The 25,389-nt window shown below is 45.3% G+C and carries 19 protein-coding genes; 14 read left to right on the top strand and 5 right to left on the bottom strand.

Translation table 11 applies throughout. The features are described 5' to 3' along the window. A complete protein-coding gene (locus tag ADH67_RS08510; protein WP_066595388.1) occupies positions 1-270 on the top strand; it encodes an STAS domain-containing protein in 270 nt (89 codons plus the stop codon). 153 nt (positions 271-423) lie between these two features. Here ADH67_RS08510 and ADH67_RS08505 read toward each other — a convergent pair whose 3' ends face one another. From ADH67_RS08505 to ADH67_RS08495, 3 genes are all read right to left on the bottom strand, one after another. After that, the gene (locus tag ADH67_RS08505; RefSeq protein ID WP_066595387.1) at positions 424-2,445 is read right to left on the bottom strand and encodes an IS66 family transposase; all 2,022 of its coding nucleotides are present in this window, start codon (positions 2,443-2,445) and stop codon (positions 424-426) included. Positions 2,446-2,622: 177 nt separating this feature from the next. After that, on the bottom strand, positions 2,623-2,979 hold the full coding sequence (gene tnpB / locus ADH67_RS08500) for an IS66 family insertion sequence element accessory protein TnpB (protein WP_066591535.1): 357 nt from the start codon (positions 2,977-2,979) through the stop codon (positions 2,623-2,625). Then, on the bottom strand, positions 2,976-3,266 hold the full coding sequence (locus tag ADH67_RS08495; protein ID WP_066595386.1) for a hypothetical protein: 291 nt from the start codon (positions 3,264-3,266) through the stop codon (positions 2,976-2,978). Before ADH67_RS08495 ends, tnpB begins: the two co-directional genes overlap by 4 nt. A 218-nt stretch (positions 3,267-3,484) precedes the next feature. On the opposite strand from ADH67_RS08495, the gene ADH67_RS08490 reads away from it, so the two are divergent. From ADH67_RS08490 to ADH67_RS08475, 4 genes are all read left to right on the top strand, one after another. After that, positions 3,485-4,075: a surface-adhesin E family protein gene (locus tag ADH67_RS08490; protein ID WP_066595385.1), complete on the top strand. Its 591-nt coding sequence runs from the start codon at positions 3,485-3,487 to the stop codon at positions 4,073-4,075. Positions 4,076-4,543: 468 nt separating this feature from the next. Beyond that, positions 4,544-5,374, top strand: coding sequence for a hypothetical protein (locus ADH67_RS08485; RefSeq protein ID WP_066595383.1), 831 nt, complete (start codon positions 4,544-4,546; stop codon positions 5,372-5,374). 648 nt (positions 5,375-6,022) lie between these two features. After that, entirely contained in the window at positions 6,023-10,834 is a 4,812-nt protein-coding gene (locus ADH67_RS08480) for an autotransporter outer membrane beta-barrel domain-containing protein (RefSeq protein ID WP_066595381.1), read from the top strand. Between the two features lie 69 nt (positions 10,835-10,903). Continuing rightward, positions 10,904-11,629 (top strand): hypothetical protein, encoded by a 726-nt coding sequence (locus ADH67_RS08475; RefSeq protein WP_066595379.1) that lies wholly within the window; start codon positions 10,904-10,906, stop codon positions 11,627-11,629. Positions 11,630-11,729: 100 nt separating this feature from the next. Here ADH67_RS08475 and ADH67_RS08470 read toward each other — a convergent pair whose 3' ends face one another. Further along, on the bottom strand, positions 11,730-12,212 hold the full coding sequence (locus tag ADH67_RS08470) for a hypothetical protein (protein WP_066595377.1): 483 nt from the start codon (positions 12,210-12,212) through the stop codon (positions 11,730-11,732). 17 nt (positions 12,213-12,229) lie between these two features. Then, the gene (locus tag ADH67_RS08465; RefSeq protein WP_066595372.1) at positions 12,230-12,739 is read right to left on the bottom strand and encodes a glycine zipper 2TM domain-containing protein; all 510 of its coding nucleotides are present in this window, start codon (positions 12,737-12,739) and stop codon (positions 12,230-12,232) included. 224 nt (positions 12,740-12,963) lie between these two features. Between ADH67_RS08465 and bcsA the strand changes: the two genes are divergently transcribed. The 9 genes from bcsA to hisH all read left to right on the top strand — a co-directional run bounded on the left by bcsA (position 12,964) and on the right by hisH (position 25,379). Continuing rightward, positions 12,964-15,624, top strand: a complete 2,661-nt coding sequence (gene bcsA, locus ADH67_RS08460) for a UDP-forming cellulose synthase catalytic subunit (protein WP_066595371.1) — start codon at positions 12,964-12,966, stop codon at positions 15,622-15,624. A gap of 148 nt (positions 15,625-15,772) precedes the next feature. Further along, positions 15,773-18,079: a cellulose biosynthesis cyclic di-GMP-binding regulatory protein BcsB gene (gene bcsB / locus ADH67_RS08455; protein WP_236578425.1), complete on the top strand. Its 2,307-nt coding sequence runs from the start codon at positions 15,773-15,775 to the stop codon at positions 18,077-18,079. Between the two features lie 10 nt (positions 18,080-18,089). Beyond that, a complete protein-coding gene (gene bcsZ / locus ADH67_RS08450; protein WP_066595370.1) occupies positions 18,090-19,190 on the top strand; it encodes a cellulose synthase complex periplasmic endoglucanase BcsZ in 1,101 nt (366 codons plus the stop codon). A 20-nt stretch (positions 19,191-19,210) separates the two neighbouring features. Continuing rightward, on the top strand, positions 19,211-20,845 hold the full coding sequence (gene bcsG / locus ADH67_RS08445) for a cellulose biosynthesis protein BcsG (RefSeq protein WP_066595369.1): 1,635 nt from the start codon (positions 19,211-19,213) through the stop codon (positions 20,843-20,845). 111 nt (positions 20,846-20,956) lie between these two features. Beyond that, on the top strand, positions 20,957-22,210 hold the full coding sequence (gene murA, locus ADH67_RS08440; protein ID WP_066595368.1) for a UDP-N-acetylglucosamine 1-carboxyvinyltransferase: 1,254 nt from the start codon (positions 20,957-20,959) through the stop codon (positions 22,208-22,210). Then, positions 22,207-22,851, top strand: a complete 645-nt coding sequence (gene hisG / locus ADH67_RS08435; protein ID WP_066595367.1) for an ATP phosphoribosyltransferase — start codon at positions 22,207-22,209, stop codon at positions 22,849-22,851. Before murA ends, hisG begins: the two co-directional genes overlap by 4 nt. Then, complete coding sequence (hisD, locus tag ADH67_RS08430; RefSeq protein ID WP_066595365.1) at positions 22,841-24,157, top strand: histidinol dehydrogenase; 1,317 nt, start codon at positions 22,841-22,843, stop codon at positions 24,155-24,157. The genes hisG and hisD overlap by 11 nt, the downstream gene beginning before the upstream one ends. After that, positions 24,157-24,747, top strand: coding sequence for an imidazoleglycerol-phosphate dehydratase HisB (gene hisB / locus ADH67_RS08425; protein ID WP_066595363.1), 591 nt, complete (start codon positions 24,157-24,159; stop codon positions 24,745-24,747). Before hisD ends, hisB begins: the two co-directional genes overlap by 1 nt. After that, a complete protein-coding gene (gene hisH / locus ADH67_RS08420) occupies positions 24,744-25,379 on the top strand; it encodes an imidazole glycerol phosphate synthase subunit HisH (RefSeq protein ID WP_066595361.1) in 636 nt (211 codons plus the stop codon). Before hisB ends, hisH begins: the two co-directional genes overlap by 4 nt. Positions 25,380-25,389 lie beyond the last annotated feature (10 nt).

Here is a 25,389-nt window from a genome sequence, read left to right as displayed (position 1 = left end):
ATGAAGATTAGCCAGCCGCAGATAACCAATGTAAATGCAATGGAGGTTCTGGATGAAGGACTAAAAGCTCTTAGACAGGGTGACTTCATCGTGGATTTGTCCGGAGTTGAACGCATTGACAGTTCTGCTATTGCCATTGCTTTGAAATGGAAGCAAGAAGCACAAAAACTAGGAGGCGATCTTAAATTTATTCATGCCTCTGAAAATCTTAAAAAGCTTAGTGATCTTTACAATGTCTCTTCGTTATTGATGTCACCATCCAAGCATTAGACATTCCTTAAGAAACAGAGCTATTTAGAAAAAATGTAAACGATTGGCCAGGACAAAAGTTCTGGCTAAATTGTTTATGGGACAGACAACAGAATTGCTAGGAGAGAAAGGTAAGGTTCCCATGGCTCGATAAGAGCCGTGGATTTTCCGGCATTAGCTCTCTGCTTGCAATTGTTTGTAGGTAGACGGAAGCCATGGCTTGAGGTCGTAATCTTCCAGTCCGTGCTTGAAGTCCAAGGAACCTATCTTCTTGGTTTTATCGTGTCCGTCTTTTAACGCTTCCGTCCAAGCCTTATCGAGGACGTGACCATAGACGCTCCGACAGTACTTTTTCAAATATTCCACTGGGGCTATGCCGTTGAGTTCGAGCGTCTTAAAGATAGAGTAGATGTCGCACATATCCACCGCATACTCAACCGATTGTTTATACCAAATGTTTTTCCTCAGAACTGTCACCGGCCTCAAGCGGCTTTCTACCAGATTAGAGTCAGCCGGTACTTTGAAGTCATCGATAAAGACCTTAAATTCGTTGCGCAAATTCATATAGTAAGCGCATGCCGCTGAGTACAACCCGCCTCCGACTCCTTTCTTATATAAACCAGATTGAGTTTTTATACAGATTTTGTCGGCTTGGTAGGACATTATTTTGTCTACCGCCGTTAATAAAGAGTCCTGGCGCCTGCGGTATTCTTCCTGCTTCCTCTGCGAGACTTCCTTCGATATTGCCTCTTGCAGGTTATACAGCTTTGATAGTGCCTCAACACAGATAAGCACGCAGCTGCCCGGCTCAGCCTGTTGGACTCTTATCTTCATCTGCTTGAGCTTTTCTTTTTCACCGAGCGCTGATTGATGAAGTTCTTTTAAAAGACTGCTGCTTAACAGAGCACTGAGAAGTTTGCGCCGGTAGTGAATTAAACAGCTTTGATGCTTTCTTTCCCCGCCTAGTGCCTGAAGAACTGTTTCATAGGCGCTATAGCCATCGGTTACTAAAGTATTGAACTGGAAGTCTGATGTGATTTGTGAGCTAATTGCTTGAGCGCTTCGGCTTGGTAAATACTTAAGGATAAATATTTGTTCAGGCGCTGAAGCTGCTGTTGTCAGAGCCAGAAGATAATTCTGTTTGCGCAGCTTAGACTCATTCATGCGCTCCTTGGCACACTTTCCTCTTCCCTGAGCTTCAAGCACCGGAAATACAGTTTCATCTGCAATTAGTACATCGGCTTTCTTTAAAGAGGATTCATAAAGCAGAGCAAGAGGATGCAGGTAAAAGCGGGCTAAATCATGCAAGTTGTACGAGACGGTGTCATGGCCCAAGCAAAGCTTTTGCTGCAGCTCCTTAATCTGTCTGTGCAGCGGTATTCCGCTGTAAAGTCCCATAGCTAGCTCAAGCAGCATCGATGTACCGACTGTGCGTGCGCAGTTAACCGGATGCTCTGCATCGACCGGGAGCCTGACATGTGCTTGTCCGCATTTGGGACATACATAAACATCTTGCCGCTGAGAGAGCGCCTCAAGATTGTTCAGTTTCGGCAGTGTCTTTCTTCTTATTGTTTCTACAAAGCTAGAGAGCTTTACCATCTCTTCCGTGCAGCCTTTGCAGTGAGGAACTTTGTCGGAAGCAGGAACAACGGTGCGCTCTCTTACCTTTGGATTTACCTTTTGGCGCCCAAGGCTCGGTTTCTTTTCTAAAGCGGCAATCGAAGCAGCAGGCTCATTGACGATGCTTTTAAATTCTCCGGCTAACGGAGTGTTCTCCGGCAACGATTTAACGACTTGATCAACGATGCGTGTGGCCTCTATCAGTTCTTTGCTGCCGTTAACCCACGAACCTTTGTTTTCTTTGAGTTCTTTATCAACCTCTGCCCTACCAATTTTTTCCGATCCTTTTCCCAGTAAAGCTTGAAATTGACTCGAACTATTTTCAGCCAAGACTCTGAGCGATTCAAGCATATGGCTGATCTGCTGTTCAATGGCTAGCCCCATCCATTTATCTTCGGCAATCAGATATTTGTCGGCTAATAAGGCCACTTCTTTACAGTTGTGAAATGCGTTGATGACAATTGTGGAGAGCCCGCGAAATCGCGCCTGTATTTCTTCTTTTTCTTTTTCCGTTTTAAGCACAAGCTCAATGAGTTCTTCTTGTGACAAATTTTTGAGCTGCTTCTTGTTGAACACTTTGCTCTCCGGTTGGGAATGCCGAACACTGTTCAATTATGAAGCAACTGAAAGCAGATTAAAACCGGCCTTCGCAGTCCCCTCCAAAGCTCTCAAATACCATGGCTAAAAGCCTTGGTGATCAAGGTTTATAGGATGGATTTTTTTAACGCTGGTTATCAAACAAAGTGTTACAACTTATTGTTCCTTAAAGTAGTTTTTGCGGGCTCCTTCAATGCGTTTTCCATTTAAAAAGGATACGAGCTGTTCAGCTGTTAGGCTTCTTTTAGCCGGGCTGTCAAGAAGACTCATTAGCTGTTGGAAGCTCCCATGATGCAGCCGTCTGGTTATCAAAGTCATTCCCGACTGGTCAGCTGCGATAATCTTGGCCAGCGCCCGTGTACGAGATAAAAACACAACACAATGATTGCCCGAGCAGATGTCTATATTAAGAGTGCTTCTAGCAAAGGCTTCCAGTCTAAAGTAACCGGCTCGTAGATCAGTGGCAGTGGTGACGACCGTAATCTTGCATCCTTTAAAGTTCAGAAAACTCATGACTGCACTCCGAGAAGCATCTTTATCAAACCTCTGGCTTCAAGGCTAGGATCCGCCGTTTCATAGCTCACAGTAACCTCCGATCTTACAGAAACGGTAATTTGCTTCGAGGCTGGTCCTAATTGTGCCGGCTTTTCTACTGCGGCCGGCTCGATTTCAAATATCTCAACCTCGTCTTCTTGCATATCTTGCTCGGCTGCCTCAAGTTCGTCGGGGACAACTGTTGGGCTCGGATTGGCTTCCACTGTAACGGATGGAAAGGAAAGAACGTAGTCGGCTTGGCTCATGTAAAACTCCTCTCGGTTGTTCAATAAGCCAATTTTTCACCTTCGCTAGAAAATATTCATCACAGTCATGGGAACCTTACAGAGAAAGAGAGCGGCTCTTGACAATAAGGGATTTCATGAGGAGCAGGCTTTCCCGTAGAAGCGCCTCGAAGTCTGGAAAGCATCCAGCTGAAGATTCATAATGAAATGGAAGTTTCTATTAGTTTGGATGCAAAAAAATGAAAAAGTTTTTCCTTTTATCCGTTGCGTGTCTTTTAGTTGCCGCTTTTGCCTCTGAAACATATGCAGCTAGACTTGGAGGAAGAGCGACAATTCGTCCGAGAAGCTCTGCCCCTAGAACTTACACTCCTCCCGCACGAGTTTATCGTCCCAATCCGGCCGTAAGAAGATTGAATCAGAATCAAGCGCAAGGTACTGCTCCCGTACCGATTCCATTGTTTATTCCGCCGATTCTCGGTATGAACAATCTCGAAAAGTTAACTGAGACATCCTACCTTGTCAAAACCGGCATCAGAAGAAAAGGCGACGAAGTCAGCTTCTGGATGCTTAACAATAAAGAGAACAAGGACAGCAAGTCCGCAAAGATCCAGTACAAATTAAACTGCACCACGCGACAGTTCACGATTCTTGCAGGGGCAACATACTCCGAGCCAATGGGAAAAGGCAAAGAAATTTCCAAAGGCCGAGTCAACGATCAACCGCATGCAATTCCGACTGGGACCGTTATCGATTACCTGCATGGCAAGCTATGTAAGAAGCCTGCTACAGCCCCGGCTGTAAACCCGGCTGCTGCTTCTTCGGCTAAGTAAGAAAGAAGAAAAATCTGCTCTAGTGAGGCGTAGAGCCACGTGGAGGAGATTTTTCTATCACAGTCTTCTGCAAGAAGTCAGGACGGTGTTTGTGTTTATTCAACCGCCAAGAAAAATCCTATAACATGTTCGGCCCAATGGATGGTGTGAGGATGCAGAAGCATATAGGCGTAAGTGAGGCAATTTTTTCTCGGTGAAACTACGAGTGAAAGATTAAAAATTAGGTAATTTTTAGTCTACTCATTTTCGGGAAAGCCCGTAAGTTCGGGCTTTCTCAGCAATAAAATTGTATAAACCCCAATTATCAGGGGTTTGCGTAATTTGTAAAATCAGTCCCGAATGCTCAAACCATAATTAATTTGAACAGATTTGCAAGAAGTGGCTCTGTAGGTTTTTCCTTTCTGACCTTTTAGATAAATGTAGTGCGTTGGAACACTTTGCGTCTGTCTTAAAGCTGAGGGAAGATTGATGAAAAACACAAAAAAAATAACTTTGGGTATTTTCTTGTTTGCGGTGTCCATGACGGCGAGCGCAACCGCGCTGCCCTTAGAAGATTTAAAGACCGCCTGTAATGGCCCCGCTAACTCTGCCAATAGCCTCGCCTGTATCAAATTAAGTCGAACCTTGTTGAAAGCCAATCGTGTTTTTCTAGCTTTAAGCTATGCGCATAAGGGAGCCAAGTCCGGCAACCCTGATGCGATGTTTATTGCGGCAAAAATTTATGTTACTCGCTGGAAAGAACTCGGTATCACATACCAAGAAGGACTGAAATATTCCCAAGCTTTGGCAAAGGAGAGCTGTGAAAAAGGAAGTGGCGAGGGTTGCAGTTTGTATGCCTACAATCTTCCTGCGGATGATACAAAAAACAAGGTCAAGAATTGGAAACTTGGCTGCGAAAGAAAATCTGCCGTAGGATGTTTTTTTCTTGCCAATTATCAAGATCGAATTGAGAACTTAAGCAAAGCCTGTGAATACAGCGAAAGTGACTCTACGCTTGGCAGTAATTTTTGTTTGGATTATGCCGAAGCCTTAGAAGAAGATCAGAAGAGCACAAAGGCTCAGATTCAGGATGCGTTTGATAAGGCTTGTACTCTTGGTTATCGTTACGGGTGTTATAAAGCGGCATCTCTTCGAGAAGAACAGAAAAGTTCTGAAACCGAACTCCTCCTTCAGCAATACGGAAAGGTTTGTATACCAGTTCCTGGGTTGTGGTCTCAAAAATATTACAATGATGCTTGCAAACGCTTAAGAGAAGTGCAGAAGAAGACTGAGCAGTCAAAACTTCGTATGCCGGATTAGAGCCACATGAAACACTCCTCCGTAGTACAGCAAAAGGCAGATAAACACCCTTTTCCCATTAGCTCTTCCAACTGACTGACTCCAAAGAGACTTTACTTGAGGATTCAAGGTTTATGCTTCGAGGCTAAGCCGCATTAAAGAGAAGGTTAACTACGGGCAGAGGTGCAGATCTTCTCTTGCTAGAAATTTTTGGAAGTTCTCCTCGCTTGATTTAGTTTTTCAACCTATGCCGGAGGGTGTTGTTTCATATAGACGTCATTTATTGGCACAATAGAATAAATCTATTGATTTCATAATTTGTTTTTATTCCCAAGTTTATGGGACTCTACTTTCTGACTTAAAAATAGGTGTAATAAAAGAACCTATTAGTCCCAGCGGGTATTTCTCTAACGTTAAAAATCTCAAAATAAACAAATAGATCCACATAAAAATTTCTAGGGAAAATACGGGGGGGGGTAAAAATTAGTATAACCTGTTTTTTTGTTGAAAGAAAGAGGGTTTTGGTAGGACAATAGTAGAAAATTAATACAATTTGATAATAACTATTAAATAGAAAAGCTGAGGTAAAAAATGGATATTAACGCCTACCCCAAGGGATGTTTTGCTTCATTCAAGCGCCACACTAACACAAAGAGAACGTCTTTTGCTATGAAATTGCTGAGTGGGGCAGTTTCTGTTGCTATTGGAGCTTTGGGAGTTTCAGGGCAAGTTAGTGCTTTTCCTGACACAAACCAGTTTAAAGAACAAGACGGTGTCTGGACACTGGGTACAAATAGTGGCTTTCAAGTTACAACGGGAGGAACAAATGAGAAGCCAGTTTACTCTCTTCTAAGTACCAAAGATCCATACGATAACAGTTACGCTTGGTTGTGGTCCTATTCCGATTCCGATTCTCCTGCTCCAAGTTCCATTAGTGTGGTTCTCTCCCAAACACAGGGATGGAATAGTAAGACAGATGGAAAATTTGTAGACCATACAGATACAACTATGTGGCTTGCGGGAGGTCTCGTTTCGTTGTTTTCTGATGGGAGTAAAGCGAGTAAACAAGAGGTGGCAGCCGCTACAAGTATTGCGGACACAGGTATTGGATCTCGGACCCCTAACGGGAATATGCTCTCTGTGACCTTAGAGAAAGATGTTTCGTTTATGGGAAAATTTTTTGGTGCTAGGAATGATTTAGGGGGGGGGTTAACAGCTTCAATAGACTCTACTCTTGCGACCTTAGGAGAGACAAACAATAATACTGTACGGTTTGATCTTGCAGAAAAGTCTCGTCTATACTCGAAAATTACTTACGGGGGACGATCGGCTCAGCTAGATTCTATTTTAGGATCTACAGTCACTGTAAACACCGAGAAAGGCAATGTCACCACTACAGCCATCCATAAAGGCTTCAAAACAAATAACAACAAGGTATTCATCCAAGGAACCATTTCTGGGCCAACGGCGGAAAAGAATGCTAATGCTATTGAAGTTGGCAAACCAGGAGATTCTTCTTTGTTGATTTCAAAAGGAATCTTTGGCGGAGAGGGCTATGAATCAAGTGGAAATTTAGTGTCGATTAAAGATACGTTACTCGTGGCTGGTTACAGTGGCGCCAGAAAATTAGGATTAGTTGGCGGCCGAGGTATGTACTTCTGGAGAATTAACCAGGTAGATTTAGGTACAAGAATTAATAATTCACTCGTTTGGGATAACGAGAAGTTAGCTGAACATTCGTCTATTGCCAATAACAATATAGTAACGATTAACAATTCTTATATTGGCTATAAGACAGCTAACGATTGGAATACCGGTTCAACCCTGGCTGATTTTTCTTATGCTATTTACGGGGGATGGTCTACTGGAATTGCTGCAAATAACATAGTCTCTATTAAAGACTCAGTAATTAACGGAAATGTTTATGGTGGATTGGAACTTCAAGATCGTTTAACTGCTAGTGGTTCGGACTTAAGACCATTGAACGCCAACTTGGTCTCATTGTTTAATGTTAAATTTGAGGATGGCTCAGCAGTTTATGGTACTGCTACCGCAGAGGGAAAATTCAAAGAAGAAGACGGTGTGACTGTTCTTGATCAGTCTTCTTTAAAAGCCGTCAATAGAAGACGAGGTGTAGTATATCTAACCGGAGAAAATGAAGTTGATGCGGTTTATGCGAGATATGTTCATTTTGGACAGTATGTTGATAATTCAGTCTTAGAAGCTAATCCAAAGGTTGATAGAGAAATAGTTCGTGACTATTATCCTTCCTCATCTAACTATGACAAAGTTCTAAGTGATCCGAATTATGAGGTTAAAGACTCGTTAGGCTTGAACCGAGTTACTTCCAACTCAGAAGCAAGTCAGTACGCTATGCAGCTTGGAGATCTTGTCGCCAAGAGCTATGTGGTTAACAAGACAGGTTTCCACTCTACCCTTACTTCTCATGACAGTGCCAATGTTTCCAATGTTACTAATGGTATGCATAATTTCTGGGTCGGAGCTTATGTGAATCTTGTAAGTAAGGTTGATGGTGATGGAAAGTTATTCAATAAAGATTCACAAAATCTTTTTAAAGATAAAAAGACTTATACGGTCAATCATAACTATGGTGACGGCGCAACTTCAGCAGACCAAAATCTATCATTGTTAGTTCATGATGATGGTATGGTATATAACTTTAAACCGACCACGGTTACAGGAGGAGCGCAAGATCAGAATGCAACTCACCGACCATCGCTGATGCACCAGTTTAGATATCACTATGACGGGTTGGTTTTGTATGTGGGGGTAAATCCAGGAGTTGACTCAACTGGGAATGCTATACATGCCGTTGAAATTTCTTTTGAGGAAATAGAAAAATTCAGAAAGGGAGAAGGTGTAAATGCATTCGGAAATACCTTTGTCGGTGTGTTCTTAGAAGGAAACTCTCGTCCATTTTTCTTAGACTCAACGTCTGATGGACTGAAGACTGTAGACGCAAAATTAATGACCTTTGATCCGATAAAAGAAAATGGTCGCCCGGGATTTGACATCTATCAAAATGGACAAGTAGTTGCAGAAGCTACTTACGGAATATATAAGTATCTCCACTTCGATGGGGAAGACAGAAAAATCTCCGATAAAGATCAAAATGGTAATCCACTCGAATATACAGGAAAGGTTACAAGCGCTGGAGAAAGTGGAGGTATTGGGATCAAGTATTGGCTCAAGTCACTAAATATCTTGGATAACAAGATGTTGACTTTGAACGGTGTTACAGAAAATACAGATATTGGAACTACAGTTAGTATTGATCCCCAAGAAAGATACACATTATCTGCCGAACTAACCGGTAACGGCGGTGTGGTTATTCCAGAAAATAATATTGTAGTTTTAGGGACTCCTAAAACTATCTACAACATCAAAGTCAAAGACTACGGTGACAATGATGAAGTCGAATTCAATTCTGCATTGCCGAACTCTTATACTGGAGTGACACTTATTGAGTCAGATGCACTTTTAGCAGCTGGAATTGATGGTGCTTTAGGATCCGACAGTTCTCATACATCTGCGCTCCAATTACTTGAGGGAAAAAATGGAAAGACCGCTTTTTATTTACAAGGCCATCAGCAGGTAATTGGTAGTCTGACTGTAGAAGAGAATGCTCTTCTTTCTTTGACGGAAGATGCAGTTATTAAGGTCACCTCTACAGACGGAAAAGCCTATACCGCCAATCGAGGGTCAACTGACGGGGAACTTACAATACGAAAAGGCGGTGTAGTCGCTGGAAACATTAAAGGGGAAACAAAATCAATTATTAATGTTGAGGGATATTCTCTTGACATTTCCTCTGCCAACCCGGATTTCTTGGGAACTGTTTATCTCAAGGATGGTGCAAGCGGATTATTAAATAATCAAAATGCGCTTGAAGCGGCCGCTGCCAATGTTGGAAAAGATTCATCCTTGTATTTCTTGACATCTCCAACACCCGCAACCACAAAAGCTGTTGGCAATACAACGGCAACTATTCGTGCTATTACAAATAGCGGTCAAGTTTACCTTTCTAATGCTGATTTAGAACAAAAACTTGATACTCTGAATGTTGTGAACGTTAAAAATGCCTACGAAGGTAGTGCAGGATCTGTAATCCATTATCGTGGCTTGGTTCAGGGACCAAACAACTCTCAAGTTGATGTTGTTCATTCTCAGACTGCAACGGGAACTTCAGAAATAACATTCGGTGATCACAAAGATCTTCCGCCGGTTGGCGTCTTTGCCCAGTCTCAAGGCGAAAAGACTCTTAAAGAGAACGGTATCCCTGTATTCATTGTTCAAAAACCGACACATGATGCAAATGATCTGACTCTGACAATGCAAGAGTTCGGAGTCAAGGCAAAAGACAACGAAGCTTACAAATGGATGTACGGCCTCGGCTATAACGAAAAGGAAGATGGCTCAAGAGAATGGGTACTATATAACAGCAATACGCCGGATGATGAACCCACTCCAATCATTCCGCCTTCTCCGTCAGTGGATCCTGATCTGCCGAATATCCCGGTGTTGAGACCGGAAAGCGGTGCCTATATCGCTAACTCGGAAGCTTGGGCAAAGATGCATATGCGTCTGCATGATCGTTTCGGTCAGGCTTATTACATTGATCCGTTTGATGGCGAAGAAAAGAAGGCTTCCGGATGGGTTCGCCAAGTCGGAACACATTCTCACTTCAAAGCCGGTTCCAGCAAGACACACGCTAGAACAGCAATCACTCAGGTCGGTGCTGATTTGATCAGAAACGAAGCTAATGAGGATTGGAAGTACGTTGGCGGTGTATTTGCCGGTGGCTTGTACAATCGCGCAAATACTCGTTCTTGGGATAGCGCTAAGTCTCGTTCTGACGGTTACTCATTGGGTATCTACGGAACTATTTATACCGGCAACAGCCCGGATGACGGTTTCTATGTAGATTCTTGGTTGCTGTTCGGCCGTTACGACAATAAGGTTTGGGGCGATGAAAACCCAGGCTTTAAGTACAAGTCCCGCGGTTGGGTCTGGTCCGTTGAAAGCGGCTACACGATCCCGCTCTCAGAGTCCGGAACAAAAGACTACAACAAGCTGATTTGGACATTCCAACCGGAAGTTCAGGTGGTTTGGGACGGCGTACGGGCCAGCAGCGTGGTTGACAATACGGGAACCAAGTACACCCAGCTGGGTAAAGATAACGTTTCTATCAGAGTCGGTGCCAGACTTCATGCCAACTACATGAATAAAGGCTTAGGCTTTATCGAAGGAAACTGGATCCATAACACTAAGAGCCCCGGCGTGCGGATGACCAACGGCGATATTTATCGCAACGGCGGACGCAATGTCGGTGAGTTCCGGATGGGCCTCGAAGGTCATTTGAGTCGCAATACGCTTGGATGGGCAACTGTCGGTGTACAGGCTGGCAAATCCGGCTATCACAACGAAACGGCTCAAATCGGCTTGAGATACATGTTCTGATGAGCAAGAAGAACCGGGGAGCTTCGCCTCTCCGGCTTGCAAAACCTGCATTTGACGGAATTTCTAATCATGAAAACACAAAAAAATATATTGAAATTAGCTGCGGTTGCTGCTCTTGCTCTGACTCTTGGAGCTTGCTCTTCTTACAACCACAAAGACTATCCTAGAGAAAGCTGGTTTAAAACCGGCAGTCAGCTGATTGAGGCTGAACAGTTCCAGAAAGCCGAGAATCCTTTGAAAGTTGTCTTAGTCGTCAACTACACATGGGAAGGCAGACCGATCGTTCAAGAACCGTTTGAGGACAGGCCGGCCGATTGGAGAGAGCAATATGGTTTATGGGAAGCCACTAAACGTTATCTTCAGCAGACAGGTCAGTTCATCATCGTCGATGAAGACAACGAAGAAAAGCAAGGCGTTATGACCGTCGATCTTTCTCGGTGGATGGACGAAGAAACGAAAAAAGCTATCGCTGCCAAAGAAGCTGACCCGCAAAGTCATCCGGAAAAAATCGTCTACGAATACGATATGACGATGAAGATGAATCTGAACCTTCTTCAGGGAAAAGCTTTTACTGCTGCTCCGGTAACCGATCACATGTGGATCGGCCATGAAGATTCAGAAAAGAGAAAAGTCGGTCTTGAACCGAAGAGATTTACTTTCTCCTATTTCAACAACATGGATTTCCATACTGAGTTTGTCCGCAGATTCTACAAACAGATGGTCTTTGAAGGCGTAAAAGAAATGGATGATAAAGGTCTTTCGGCTCTTCTCGTCCCGAAGAAAGAACAGAAGTAATTCGAGTCCGGCTTATGCCGGATGGAGAAGCTGTAATAAAAGTAAAGGCAGAACAATCAAATGCTCTGCCCTTTGCTTTTGTCGCAAATTTTAGATTTGTCTACGGCGCTTTAGGAGCCGGTACGGCTGGAGCTGCTCCCGGAGCCTGCATTTCTTTCTGCAGTTCTAACTCGGCTTTGCGCTGAGCTATATCGTTCATGTCAATCCTAGTTTTGACATTAGAACGTTTGAGCTCAAGATCAAGCTTCTTCATCTCAAGGTCAATCTGTCTCATTTCGTCGTCGTAGGCTTTCTTTTGAGCGGCTTCGGCGGCTTTCTTCTCATTAACCTTGGCCTGGGCGGCTCTGCGTTTTGCAGCTGCGGCTGCGTTTGCCTTGGCTTGTCTTTGAGCAGCTCTGGCTTTTTCCAGAGCAATGGCTTGTTCATTGGCTTGAATTTGTCTTTCTGCCTGCTGAACAGCCATAATTTGTTGATCCGTGGGGCTTACCGGTACAAGCGGATAGGTCTGCTCAACGATTTGTTGGGCGTACACACTTCCGGATAAAGCTGCGGCTAAAGCAATTACAGTAAATTTAAGATTCATGGATCATGCCTCCCAAATTATTTTTGGCATCCGTAAGGATTGTTCGGCTGAATTCTTGTGCTTGTCGGACTTGTCGATGTCATGATGGCCGGACCAAGTTTGAACTCGCATAGCTGGCCGACTTGTGCGGAATTGAAAATCCTGCCGTTCATCTTGAAAGTAATTTGTACGCCGTTGACCAGAGCATCCTGGGGGGAAGCATAGCTCGCTCCTGCAGCGCCGAGTGCGCCGCCGGCAATCGCACCGACTGTTGTGCCTGTGCCGCTGTCAATGGAATGGCCGATAACACCGCCTAAAATTCCGCCGATTACAGTTCCTAACAGCTGATTGGTGCCTCTGTCAGAAGAATTGTTGACAGCGACTCGTGCCGGCTGAATTGCAATGATCTGAACGGTTTGAACTTGCTGGGCTTGGTTAACCTGTCCTGCAGAGTAAACGTCAGAGCGATAAATGTCGCCGTTTGCTTGACAGCCTGCAAGTAATGCGGCAACGGAAGCAGCAAGTGCAGCGTGTTTAACTGAAACCATATCCATTCTCCATATTTTTCTCATCACTAATATCTAATGATATAGCAGCTCTTGGTACAGATGAACAGGGTAAGGTTGTCACAAAGTAAAGTGGGACATCAACCCGTAACAGTAGTTTTCCGTAATGAGCGCAAGAGTTCCTTAGGAAATTATTAATTTCTTAAAATTACACTGCCTATAATTTTTCTATACTAAAAATTGATGCCTTCGGAGGACCACTCAATATGCTTTTGACCCAGTTATTCAGAAGTTTTGATCTGAGTCTAAAGACAGATTTGGTTATGTTGAAAAGCCATTGCTGTTCTTCATGGAGCTACGTTTGTAATGCTTTCTTTTTCCTGATTGCATGGGCGATTTTCCCATTAGAAAACAAACTATACAAAAAAATCTTCCGTAACCGTGCTTTCTATTTCCCGCAGATTAACTTCCACTCTCTGCATCCGCTTGATGCTTTTCGTATACTTATCCAGCTTGGCTTCCTTTGCTTGTTTGTAATCACAAAAGATAAGTTTTCTCAGCGAAAAGCAAAAGGACAGCCTGGAACGCTGTCTCAGTTCGTCAGATATGTTCGAGTCAATATCGGCCGAGAAATTCGCAATCTCTCCGAGACGCTCTCTAAATTGCTCCTCTCAGATTCTTCTGCTGCTGCAGAAAAGGGTAAAAATTCAGCCGAAGAACCTCCCGCTCATAAAATGAGTTGGGTAAGAAAAACCGTGATTGGCATTTTGCTCTCCGTCGGCTTGGTTCTCTATTTCCTTTGTATTACTCAGCCCTTCAGCTTGGAAGAGCAAATCATCTTTTTGTCAATTTTGTGGGTAAGCGCTTTACTCCTTTTCCAAGCTCAGACAAGATTGACGCTGCTCATGCTGATCGTCATCAGCGTGATTGTCTCCAGCCGCTATATCTGGTGGCGCTACACGGAGACGATTAACCCGAATAGTTTCATGAGCGTGATTTTCTCTTGGATGCTGATCCTTGCTGAAACTTACGCTTTCATCGTAATGTTGTTGGGCTACTTCCAGGTTTGCTGGGCTCTGGATAGAAAACCGACTTCTATGCCCAAAGATTCTTCTTTGTGGCCTCATGTCGATATTTTTATTCCGACTTATAATGAACCCTTGGACGTGGTTAAACCGACCGTCTACGCTTGTCTGACGATGGATTGGCCGAAAGAAAAACTTCATGTGCATGTTCTTGATGATGGTAGCCGTCCTGAGTTTGAAGAATTTTCTAATTCCGTCGGTGCGGGATATATCAAACGTGAAAAACATAACCACGCAAAAGCGGGCAATATCAATCACGCTTTAACTAAAACTTCCGGCGAATTCATCACAATCTTTGACTGCGACCACGTTCCTGTCAGGAGTTTCTTAAAGAAGACCATGGGATGGTTTTTTAAAGATAAGAACATTGCTTTGATTCAGACGCCTCACCATTTTTATTCACAGGATCCTTTCGAAAAGAATCTTCACCTCTCTGATCACGTGCCGAATGAAAACTCCCTCTTCCATGACTTTATCCAGAAGGGCAATGACACTTGGAATGCAACCATGTTTTGCGGCTCTTGCGCCATCATGCGCAGAAAAGCTCTGGAAGAGGTCGGAGGTATTGCCGTTGAAACAGTGACTGAGGACGCTCATACTTCTCTGAAACTCAATCGCAAAGGCTGGTCTTCCGCATTTTTAAGTACGCCTCTTTCTGCCGGTCTGAGTACGGAAACATTGGCCGCTCATATCGGCCAAAGAATCCGCTGGGCCCGCGGCATGATTCAGATCTTCCGATTGGATAATCCGTTATTCGGTAAAGGCCTGACTATTCCGCAGCGGCTGTGCTTCTTAAATGCGATGATTCACTTCTTGCACGGCTTGCCCAGAATTATCTTCTTGCTCGCACCGTTGCCGTTCTTGTTCGCCAACATTTACGTGATCTACGCGAGCGCCATTGCTATCTTCGTGTACCTCGTTCCCCATATGGTGCACTCGACAATGACGACTTATGTGATCCATAAAGGCTATCGCTTTCCGTTTGTCAGTGCTATTTACGAAACGATTCTTTCTTGGTATATCTTTGTGCCGACCTTAGTGGCAATCTTTGCTCCGCATAAAGGTAAATTCAACGTGACTGCTAAAGGCGGTATTATCGACAAAGCTTACGTAGACTGGTCAGTTGCAAAGCCATATCTGTATTTGCTGATTCTGAACTTGGCGGGTCTATGTTTCGGTTTATACAAGATGATCGGTGCTTCTCAGTATCAAGTACTGATGTTGGCAATTAATATCGGATGGATTCTTTATAACCTCATCATTCTTTTTGCCTCTATTGCCGTCTGTGTCGAAAGTGTTCAGCAAAGAAAATTCCCTCGGGTTGCTGCTATGCAGAAGGTAACTGTTGAACTTTCTGACGGTCATAAAGTCAAAGCTGTGCTTGCGGCCTTCTCTCAAAAAGATTGTCAGTTGGTATTCAAGATTCCGTCAGCTATACCTAACTTCAAGCTTGGTGAAAGCGTCAAGCTGATATTCGGCGAGGGCAAGACCGTGCATGAATTTAACTGCACCGTCTCAGCTATCTTCTCTGCCGGCGTTATTGATCTTGAAGTTCATCAGGAAACATTCCAGAAAGAAAAAGAGTACACGGCATGCACATTCGGTGTCCCCGAACTGTGGATTAATAAACAGGCCAAAATCAAAGGATTCGGAATGCTTGACGGTTTCATGGCTCTTTTGCGGATGGCTCGCCAAGGCGTGGAGGCTTTTGTCCACTATACCCCGCCATCATCCAGCTGGCTGTTCTATATTACCGTTGGATCTCTGAAATGGATCATTAGCTTTATCCCCAGAGTGCCAAAGCTTAGGAGTCAATCTAAACAAACCGTATTCGCTTCTTAATTAGCATGCGTTTTTTGTACCTAATTTATGAAATTTGACTCCAGGAAGGCTCTCATTAAATATAATGGTAATCGCTAATAAACCATGAAACATACTGGCTTTCCTTGCCTATAGGAAGGTCTGAATCTAACCCTCAGAAGTTACGTTTATGTCGAATAATAAAGAAATGATAGGAACTCGAGGCTCGGGGCCTCTGTGCTTTTTCCAGAAAATAGCAGCGGCCGCTATTATTCCGGCTCTTTTTTTGACGCCGGCTGTCTCCTCGGCTGCCCCTCAAGAAGCATCGACTTTTATCAAAGATGTTGTTCCGAATTACAGAACCGATGAGATTCCTGTTATTCGTTCGGATGTAGCTTTGTTTGATTTTATTCCTGAAGGTAAGACAGAACAGATCAAGCTCACCGGAATCTATCCGGAAAGAAGCTTCAGGTTTTACAGCCCGAAAGATGAAATCATCTCCAAGGTGACGGTTACGTTAAAGTACACTCCGTCGCCTTCGTTGATTCCTCAGCAAAGCCAGCTCAATATCTTCCTTAACGGTCAGATCCAAAAGAGTCTGCCGATCACTAAAGAACAGCTTGGCAATGCGGTAACGCAGACCGTTGAACTCAATACTAAAAATATCGAAGAAAGCAATCGTATGACGATTGAGTTCGTTGGTGTGTACACCAACAACTGCGGCAATATCGCGAACCCTTCGTTATGGCTGACCATCGATGACTCAAGCTACATGTCGTTTAATACGCAGAAACTGCGTTTGGCGAATGACCTGAGCCTGATGCCGGCTCCTTTTGCCAACAACTTGAGCCCGAATGCAACGACTTTGCCGGTTGTTTTCAACGGGAATCCTTCCCCGGCCTTAAAGAAAGCCTCGGGTATTTTTGCTTCTTGGATCGGCACTAAGACGGAATGGAGAGGCGCTGAATTCCCCGTTTATATCAAAGAAGTGCCGCAGGCTCAGAATTTTGTGGTCTTTGCGACCAATGACAGCAGACCGGAATTTCTGAAGAACTTGCCGGCTTTTACCGGACCCTTCGTAACCGTCGTTGATGCTCCTAACAGTCTCTACGCCAAAGTGCTCGTTATCGGGGGTAAAGACGAAGCTGAAGTGTTGACCGCAGCTGAGTGGCTCGCCGTTAATTCACAGGTTCTTACCGGCAGTTCCGCTGAAGTAAAAGACTTTAAGCCGCTGCCTAACCGTGAAGCTTATGACGCTCCCAATTGGATTCCTACTAACGATAAGGTTACTTTTGAAAAAATCGCCAAGTACCGCGGTCAGCTAAGAAGCTCAGGACTTCATCCTGCGCCTATCTCTTTGGAAGTCAGACTTCCGCCAGACCTCTACATGGTCAACAAGAGCAATGTCGATTTAGACCTGCGTTATCGCTACACCAAACCGACAAGCGGCGAAGCTGCTCAAATGCGCTTCTTGCTCAATGAGCAGCTCGTTGAGTCCTTCGAATTGGATCCGAAGAAAAACAGCAGCTCTTTCACCTCTAGATTCTCTCTGCTCAACGGTTTGGCCAATATGTGGAACGACACGTCCGTTCCTACCGGTTTGCTTGGAGCAGATAATTTAATGCAGTTTGACTTCCAGTATGGACTGGCTGTTCCCGGCGGATCCGTTGAAAACTGCAAGTCCGTTGCACTAATTCCGAGCCAAGTTGAAATCGATCCGACTTCCACAATCGATTTCTCCGGCTTTTATCACTTTGCTAAGCTTCCGAACTTAAACCTGTTCACGGTAAGCGGTTTCCCGTTTACAAAGTATGCCGACTTGTCTGAGACTGGTGTCGTGCTGGCAAAGGATGCTCCGGCAGCGGTTCTGACTACCTATCTCAATACGATGGCCCGCCTTGCTGCCCAAACCGGCTACCCGGCAACAAAGCTGACAGTTGTTGAAACCATCGATAAAGGTGCTCTGAAAGATAAAGACATCTTGGTATTCGGTGAAAACAGCCGGATTTTGGACGGTATCGATAAAGAAGATGCCGGTGTAGCTATCGATAAAATCAAACAGGGAATTGAAAAGTCTCTGACTAAGGCAGTATCCGATGACAAGAATATGGAGTCGGTGGTGGCAGAAGATGCTGGCATAGCCGCTATTGTTCAATATCAGTCTCCTTTCAGCGATGACAGATCTGTCGTTGCAGTGCTCGGCGACGGTCAGGACGGAAGTTTTCTCATCAATAAGCGATTGATGATCCCGGGCGACTTAAAGCTGATTGACGGTAGCGTCGCTGTCTTTAAGACAAACGCAACCCCTACAAGCTATAACATCGGACCTACTTACTACACAGGTTCCTTGCCGTGGCACCAAAGAGTTTGGTACTCTATGCTCGATCAACCCGTGTTGCTGGTTCTCTTTACTCTCGTCTGCGCATTGCTGTTTGCCGGTGGTATTTACTACCTGATGCACTCTTTGATCAGATATCGCAGCCGTCGTCATAAATAAGGAGATTCAGATGAAAAAGAAACTGATTGTCGCTTTTTTGATGAGTTTGGCTGTACACCTTCCGGCACAGGCATGGGATCTTTGGGACGAGTTCAAAGCGGTAAACGTCACTCCGGAAGGCCGTGTTGTCGATTACAGCGATGCTAAACTGATTACGACCTCCGAAGGACAGTCATACGGAATGTTCTTCGCTCTCGTGGCTAACGACAGAGAATCTTTCGATAAGATTTTTGCTTGGTCGGAAAAGAATTTGGGACCCGATCAACCTGCTTGGTGGTGGGGCATTCCTGACGGCAAAAAAGACGGCCAGGGCAAAATCCTTGATACCAACAACGCTACAGACTCGGATATGTGGATTGCTTACTGTCTTTTGGAAGCATCCCGCATCTGGAATGAACCGGCCTACGAAACAAAAGCTAAAGCCTATATGGCTAAGCTCAAAGAATTGGTCAGAGACGTTCCGACTGTTGGAAAAGTCATTCTTCCTGCTCGCGTGGGCTTTGAAGAAAAGGGAGTAGTAACTATCAACCCGAGCTACTATCCGCCGTTTATTCTCAGACGCTTCGCTGAGTACGATCCGTCGTGGCTGCCTATCCTTGAAGGTTTGATTAACGCCATGATCCGCTGCTCTCCGGGCGGTGCTGCTCCTGACTGGGCAAAATTCGACTCAACCGGAAAATTGGTTGAGCCCGAGAAGATGGTCGGCAGCTACAACGCTATCCGCACTTATTTGTGGGCAGCTATTACTTCTCCGAAAGATCCGTTGTACGCAAAGTTGGCTCGCCACTATGCCCCGATGATCAATGCCGTTAAGACCTTGAATGTACCTCCGGAAGAGGTTAGTTTAGGCAGCATGAGCTTTGGTCCTAGGGAAGTGAATGCGTTTGGTGCTTGCTTTTTACCCTATGTCTCTAACGATAAGAGCGGCGCAGTCATTCGAACCTTGCTGACAAATACTAAAATGGAGGGAGACAACTACTATCGGAATGTATTGACAATATTTGGCTTAGGCTTTGATTACAAAAACTACGCTTTTGATGCGAAGGGCCGTTTGTTTATCCCGAAAGATAATATGACGGTCAGAGTAAATCAGCCTCAAAATAAACCATAAGAAAAAGGAAAAAACACTACATGAGAGTTAGCGGCGCTCGAACAGCAAGCTGGAGCGGGCTGGGGCTTTGGAACGTTTTCTTTATCGGAGAGTTTTTGCTGGCAGGTTTCGGCTATTTGCACCTTAATCTTTTACAGAACTGCCTGCTTGCGGCTTTCGTAATTTTTCCAATTCAGAGTCGTTTCCTTCGTGTCGTCAGAACACTGCTGGCTATTGCTGCGGCAGCAGCAATGGTCTATGCGGAGAGCTGGCTTCCCGGACTCGAAAGCATCAAAGGTAATTTTCATAATTTAGAGGCAATGGGCACAAGCTACCTGCTTGAGTCCGCCTATAACTTCCTGAATTTTGAAATGATCGGGGTCGGTATTCTGCTGATCATCGCCTACTACGGTTTGAAGGACTACGTCCGCATCTCCACATTTACCTTGCTGTATCTGTTTCTTCTTATCTGCGGTCCGATTTGGCAGCCATGGTTTGAGAAGCCTGCTGAACAGGTTGTGGTGGCTCAAACCGAAGGCGCAAAAGAAGGAGAAAAAACGGAGGAGGCTCGATCCGATCTGCTTCCGCAGAAGGACCGTCCGACCAACGAAAATCTGGATAAGTGGCTTTATGCTTTCCACAGCAAGGAAAAAGCCCGCAGGGCGGTATTCCCTGAGCGTTTAGGCAAAGATGATACTCCGTTCGATATTCTGCTCATCAACATTTGCTCTTTATCCAACGATGACCTGCAGACAGCGGGCTTGACCAACCATGAAGTTCTCAAAGAGTTTAACGTCGTCTTCGATAACTTTAACTCCGCGACTTCTTACTCCGGGCCGGCCGCGTTGCGTCTGCTGAAGTCCGTCTGTGGTCAGCCCTCCCATGAAGATTTATATGAGGGCAGAAATCCGGATTGCGAATTGATGAACCGTTTAGGGCATCTCGGCTATAACCAGCACGTGTTCATGGACCACAGCGGTAAATACGACAATTTCTATCAGAGCTTGAGGCATTTAGCGGGGCTTAGCCCTCAGCTCGGTGCAATGAACTATCCGAAACGCTACGATTCTTTCGATGAAGAACCAATTGGAGATGCTCGCGCTGTCTTTAAGGAGTGGGAAAAAATTCTTGCTTCCAACAAAGATAAGCGCAGTGCGACCTTCTTTAACTTGATTGCTCTTCATGACGGCAACAGGTATGCCAATAAGAGAAGATTGGCACCGTTTAAGCCGAGAGCTAAGGCGATGCTCGATGACCTGCAGTCATTGATCAAAGATATTGAAGCATCGGGCAAGAAAGTCATGCTGATAGTGGTTCCGGAACACGGTGCTGCTGAACGCGGAGATAAGGTTCAGGTAGCCCACTTGCGCGACATCCCGAGCCCGTCTATTACCAAGGTTCCTGCCATGGTTAAATTCATCGGCATCGGTGACGGAGACGAACAAGTTCAAGTCAAGGAACCGACCAGCTATCTGGCAATCAGCAGCTTGATCGGCAGAGTTCTGCAAAGCAACTATTTCAGCGCAGAGCATGGTACCGTCCCGCTTAACGACCTAGTTAAAGACCTTCCGCAGACGGAAGCCGTTTCAGAAAACGCCAATGCGAAGGTGATTCATTATCAGAACAAAGATTACGTGAAGATGGATAAAGGTGAATGGCGTGAATACGCAAAATAAAGTCACCTTGAAAAATAATCTTCAAATCAATGTATTAAACCGAAACAAGATATAAACTCGAGTGTTGGGGCCCGAAAGACCCCAACTCCTTCTTTTTTATTGGAGCATGTAGTGCAAAAATTAGTCATTAAAGGAGGTGTCCCTCTGCATGGAGAAATCTCAGTCTCCGGCGCTAAGAATGCGGCCCTTCCTTTATTAGCATCTGCCTTGTTGACGGACGAACCGGTTGTTTTTGAAAACGTACCGGAGTTGGCTGATGTCAATACTATGATTCGTCTTCTTGAGGATTTGGGATGCAAGATTGAGAGAAATGATCATCGTGTGAAAATCGATGCTTCTCAAGTTCGCTCCACCGTGGCTAATTATGACTTAGTCAAAACAATGCGGGCCTCCATTCTGGTGCTTGGTCCTTTGATTGCTCGCTTTGGCAAAGCAACCGTCTCATTGCCCGGAGGCTGTTCTATCGGTGCTCGTCCCGTTGATCAGCATATCAAGGGTATGAAAGCCTTAGGTGCGGAAATCAATTTGGAACACGGCTATGTCAACGCTTTCGCCGACAAACTTGTAGGTGCTCGTGTTCTGACCGACATGGTGACCGTAACCGGAACGGAAAATCTCCTGATGGCCGCTGTCCTAGCTGAGGGAGAAACGATTCTTGAAAATGCCGCCCGTGAACCGGAAGTTGTCGATTTAGCACGTTGCCTGAAGTCCATGGGTGCGGACATTACCGGCGAAGGAACCGTCAGGATTGTCATAAAAGGCGTGAAGAAACTTCACGGAACTAATTACAAAGTGATGGCAGACCGTATTGAAGCAGGAAGCTTCTTGGTAGCCGGGGTAGCAACCGGCGGTGATGTCACCGTTACCGACTGCCAGCCGGAATATCTTGGTGCCGTTATCGAAAAATTATTAGAAGCAGGCGCGGAAGTTATTACCGGAGATACTTGGGTTCGAGCAAAGTCTAAAGGACGCACCAAAGCCGTTGATATCAGAACTGTCCCATATCCCGGTTTCCCAACTGATATGCAGGCTCAGTTTATGGCTTTGGATACGATTTCCGACGGAGCTTCTCATATTACCGAAACAATTTTTGAAAATCGCTTCATGCACGTTCCCGAGCTGCAAAGACTCGGGGCTGACATCAACATTGACGGTCACACTGCGACTGTCAGAGGAGTAGAAAAACTTTCCGGTGCTCCCTTGATGGCTACGGATTTAAGAGCCAGTGCCGCTCTGGTTATCGCTGCTTTGGTCGCAGAGGGAGAGTCTACCGTAGACCGTATTTACCACCTGGATCGCGGATATGAAAGAATGGAAGAAAAATTAAAGACCTTGGGTGCTCAGATAGAAAGGATTAAGGCATGATTACTATCGCACTTTCAAAGGGCCGCATTTTTACCGAAACACTGCCGTTCCTGGCAGCTGCCGGTGTGGTTCCGCTAGAGGATCCTGAGACTTCAAGAAAACTGCTCATCGGTACAAACCATCCGGATATCCGAATTGTGGTGGTGCGTGCCAGCGACGTTCCGACTTATGTCCAATACGGCGCTGCAGACATGGGAGTAGCGGGTAAAGACTCACTGTACGAACACGGCGGGGCCGGCTTGTATGTTCCTTTGGATTTGAACATTGCAAAATGCAGAATGTGCGTGGCATGTCCTCGTGATTTTGACTATCACGCTAAAGTCAGAAGAGGAGCACGTCTAAGAATCGCAACCAAGTTCATGAAGTACTCCCGCAACTATTTTGCAAAGATTGGCGTACATGTGGATCTGATTAAGCTTTACGGTTCCATGGAGCTTGCCCCTATTGCAGGTTTGTCCGATGCTATCGTGGACTTAGTCAGTTCCGGTGCCACTTTGAGGGCAAATAACCTGGTTGAAGTCGAGCAGATCGATACTATCTCTTCACGCCTGATTGTGGGACAGGCAGCCATGAAGCTCAAAACCAGTGAACTTCTTCCGATAATTGATACTTTTGAAAAGACTGTTAAATATGACGATTAGATTTTTAAATACGAAGGATAAAGACTTCGAAAAGAATTTCTCTGCATTAGTAGCTGTTGACAGTTCCGTTGATCCGGAAATTACAAAACGAGCTGAAGCAATCGTCGAAGACGTTCATAAACGTGGCGATGAAGCTGTTTTGGAATACACCAACCGTTTCGACCGCATGAACGCTAAGTGCATGGAAGAATTCCGCATCACTCAGGAGCAGTTGAAAAACGCTCTTGAGACTTTGCCGGAAGATCAAAAGCATGCTTTAACAGTAGCCGCTGAAAGAATCCGTTCTTTCCACGAACATGAACTCGGACAAAGCTGGTCTATCACTGAAAAAGATGGTACAAAGCTCGGTATTCGCTACACAGCCTTGGATTCAGTCGGTCTTTATGTTCCCGGAGGGAAGGCTGCTTATCCTTCTTCCGTCCTGATGAACGCGATGCCTGCCCACGTTGCCGGTGTTAAAAATATCGTTATGGTTGTTCCGACTCCGGGCGGCACTCCTAATCAACTCGTGCTCGCCGCCGCTTGCTTAGCCGGCGTATCTACTTGCTTTACTATCGGCGGAGCCCAGGCAGTAGCTGCTTTGGCTTACGGGACAAAGACAATTCCTGCAGTTGATAAAATCGTCGGTCCCGGCAACGCTTATGTTGCTGCCGCTAAGAGATATGTGTTCGGTACGGTAGGGATCGACATGATTGCCGGCCCGTCTGAAATTCTCGTTATCTGCGATGGCAAGACAAATCCTGACTGGATTGCAATGGACTTGTTCAGCCAAGCTGAGCATGATGAATTGGCCCAGGCTATTTTGTTGACTCCGGATGCTGAATTTGCAGAAGCAGTTAAAACTTCTATCGAAAAACAGTTGCCTGATATGCCTCGCAAAGGCATCATTGCAGCCAGCTTGAAGAACCGCGGCGCAATTATCGTTACTGAATCCGTCGAGGAAGCCTGCCGCATTGCTGACAAGATTGCTCCGGAACACTTGGAACTGTCTGTTGAAGATCCGGAAAAATATGTTGATTTGATTCATCACGCCGGTGCTATGTTCTTAGGTGCTTACACATGCGAAGCCTTGGGCGACTACTGTGCAGGTCCTAACCACGTACTGCCGACTTCTAGAACAGCCCGTTACTCTTCTCCTTTGGGCGTTTGGGATTTCCAAAAACGTACCAGCATTCTCAAGGTTTCCAAACAAGGCGCTTATGAGCTCGGTAAGATTGCCGATGTGCTGGCCCGCGGTGAGTTCTTGTACGCTCACTCCGGCAGTGCAATGTACCGTGTTAAGGACTTAGACAGCAAGGATAAATAATGAGCAGGCATGCTGAGATTTGCAGAGAAACCAAAGAGACCAAAATCTTCGTGAAGGTCGATTTGGACGGAACCGGTAAGGCATCTATCTCGACGGGAATTGGATTTTTCGACCATATGCTTGATCAAATCGCTCGTCACGGTTTGATTGATTTGACCGTGCAGTGCGAAGGAGATTTAGAAGTCGACGGCCATCACTCCGTCGAGGATGTCGGAATAGCGTTGGGGCAGGCTATCGGTCAAGCTCTTGGCGATAAGAAAGGCATTGTGCGCTATGGTTTTAGCTATGTGCCGTTGGACGAAGCTCTTTCTCGAACCGTTATTGACTTTTCCGGCCGTCCTTATCTTTCATGGGATGTTGATTTCACTGCCCCGATGATCGGCGCCTTGGACTCTCAGCTGCCGCGTGAATTCTTCTTAGCACTGAGCACGAATGCCAAGATGACCTTGCATATCGATAATTTGAAAGGCATCAACGCTCACCATCAGTGTGAATCCGTTTTTAAATCTTTCGGAAGAGCGCTCCGCATGGCTGCAGCCATCGATGAACGCTCTAAAAATGTCATTCCTTCTACCAAAGGGACACTATGAAAATTGCAGTAGTTGACTACGGTTCAGGAAATCTGCGTTCCGTCTATCAGGCAATAAAGAAAGTTGCTCCTTTGAATTCGGATGTTTGGGTAACTGAAGATCCGAACAAAGTAAAAGAAGCCGACAGAGTCATTTTCCCGGGCCAAGGCGCAATGCCCGACTGCATGGGGAATCTTCGCAAGGCCGGACTGGAAGAGGCGGTAAGAGGCTCTCTTAAGAGGAAACCTTTTTTTGCGGTTTGCGTTGGAGAACAAATGCTGTTCGACTTTAGCGAAGAAGGCGATGTTTCTGCCCTTGGTGTCTTTCCGGGACGAGTTGTCCGCTTTCCGGCCAACCAGTATGGTGAGGACGGTTCTCGTTTGAAAGTTCCGCAAATGGGTTGGAACAGGGTGCGTAAAACGATGGACCATTATATGTGGGAAGGGATTCCGGACAATTCTTGGTTCTATTTTGTCCATAGTTACTACGTTGTACCTGCCGATTTGAATTTAATTGCAGGAACAACTGACTACGGCAGGAAAGTTACTGTGGCAGTCGCAAAAGACTATATTTTTGCAACCCAATTCCATCCTGAAAAAAGTGCTGATATGGGCTTGAAGCTCTACAGCAATTTCCTAACTTGGAAACCTTAATCTTAAGTTT

The organism is Turicimonas muris (assembly GCF_002221595.1).
In the GTDB taxonomy this organism is placed as follows: Bacteria; Pseudomonadota; Gammaproteobacteria; order Burkholderiales; family Burkholderiaceae_F; genus Turicimonas; species Turicimonas muris.
Note: the sequence above shows the minus strand (reverse complement) of the source record. Positions and strands in the feature narration are given on the sequence as shown.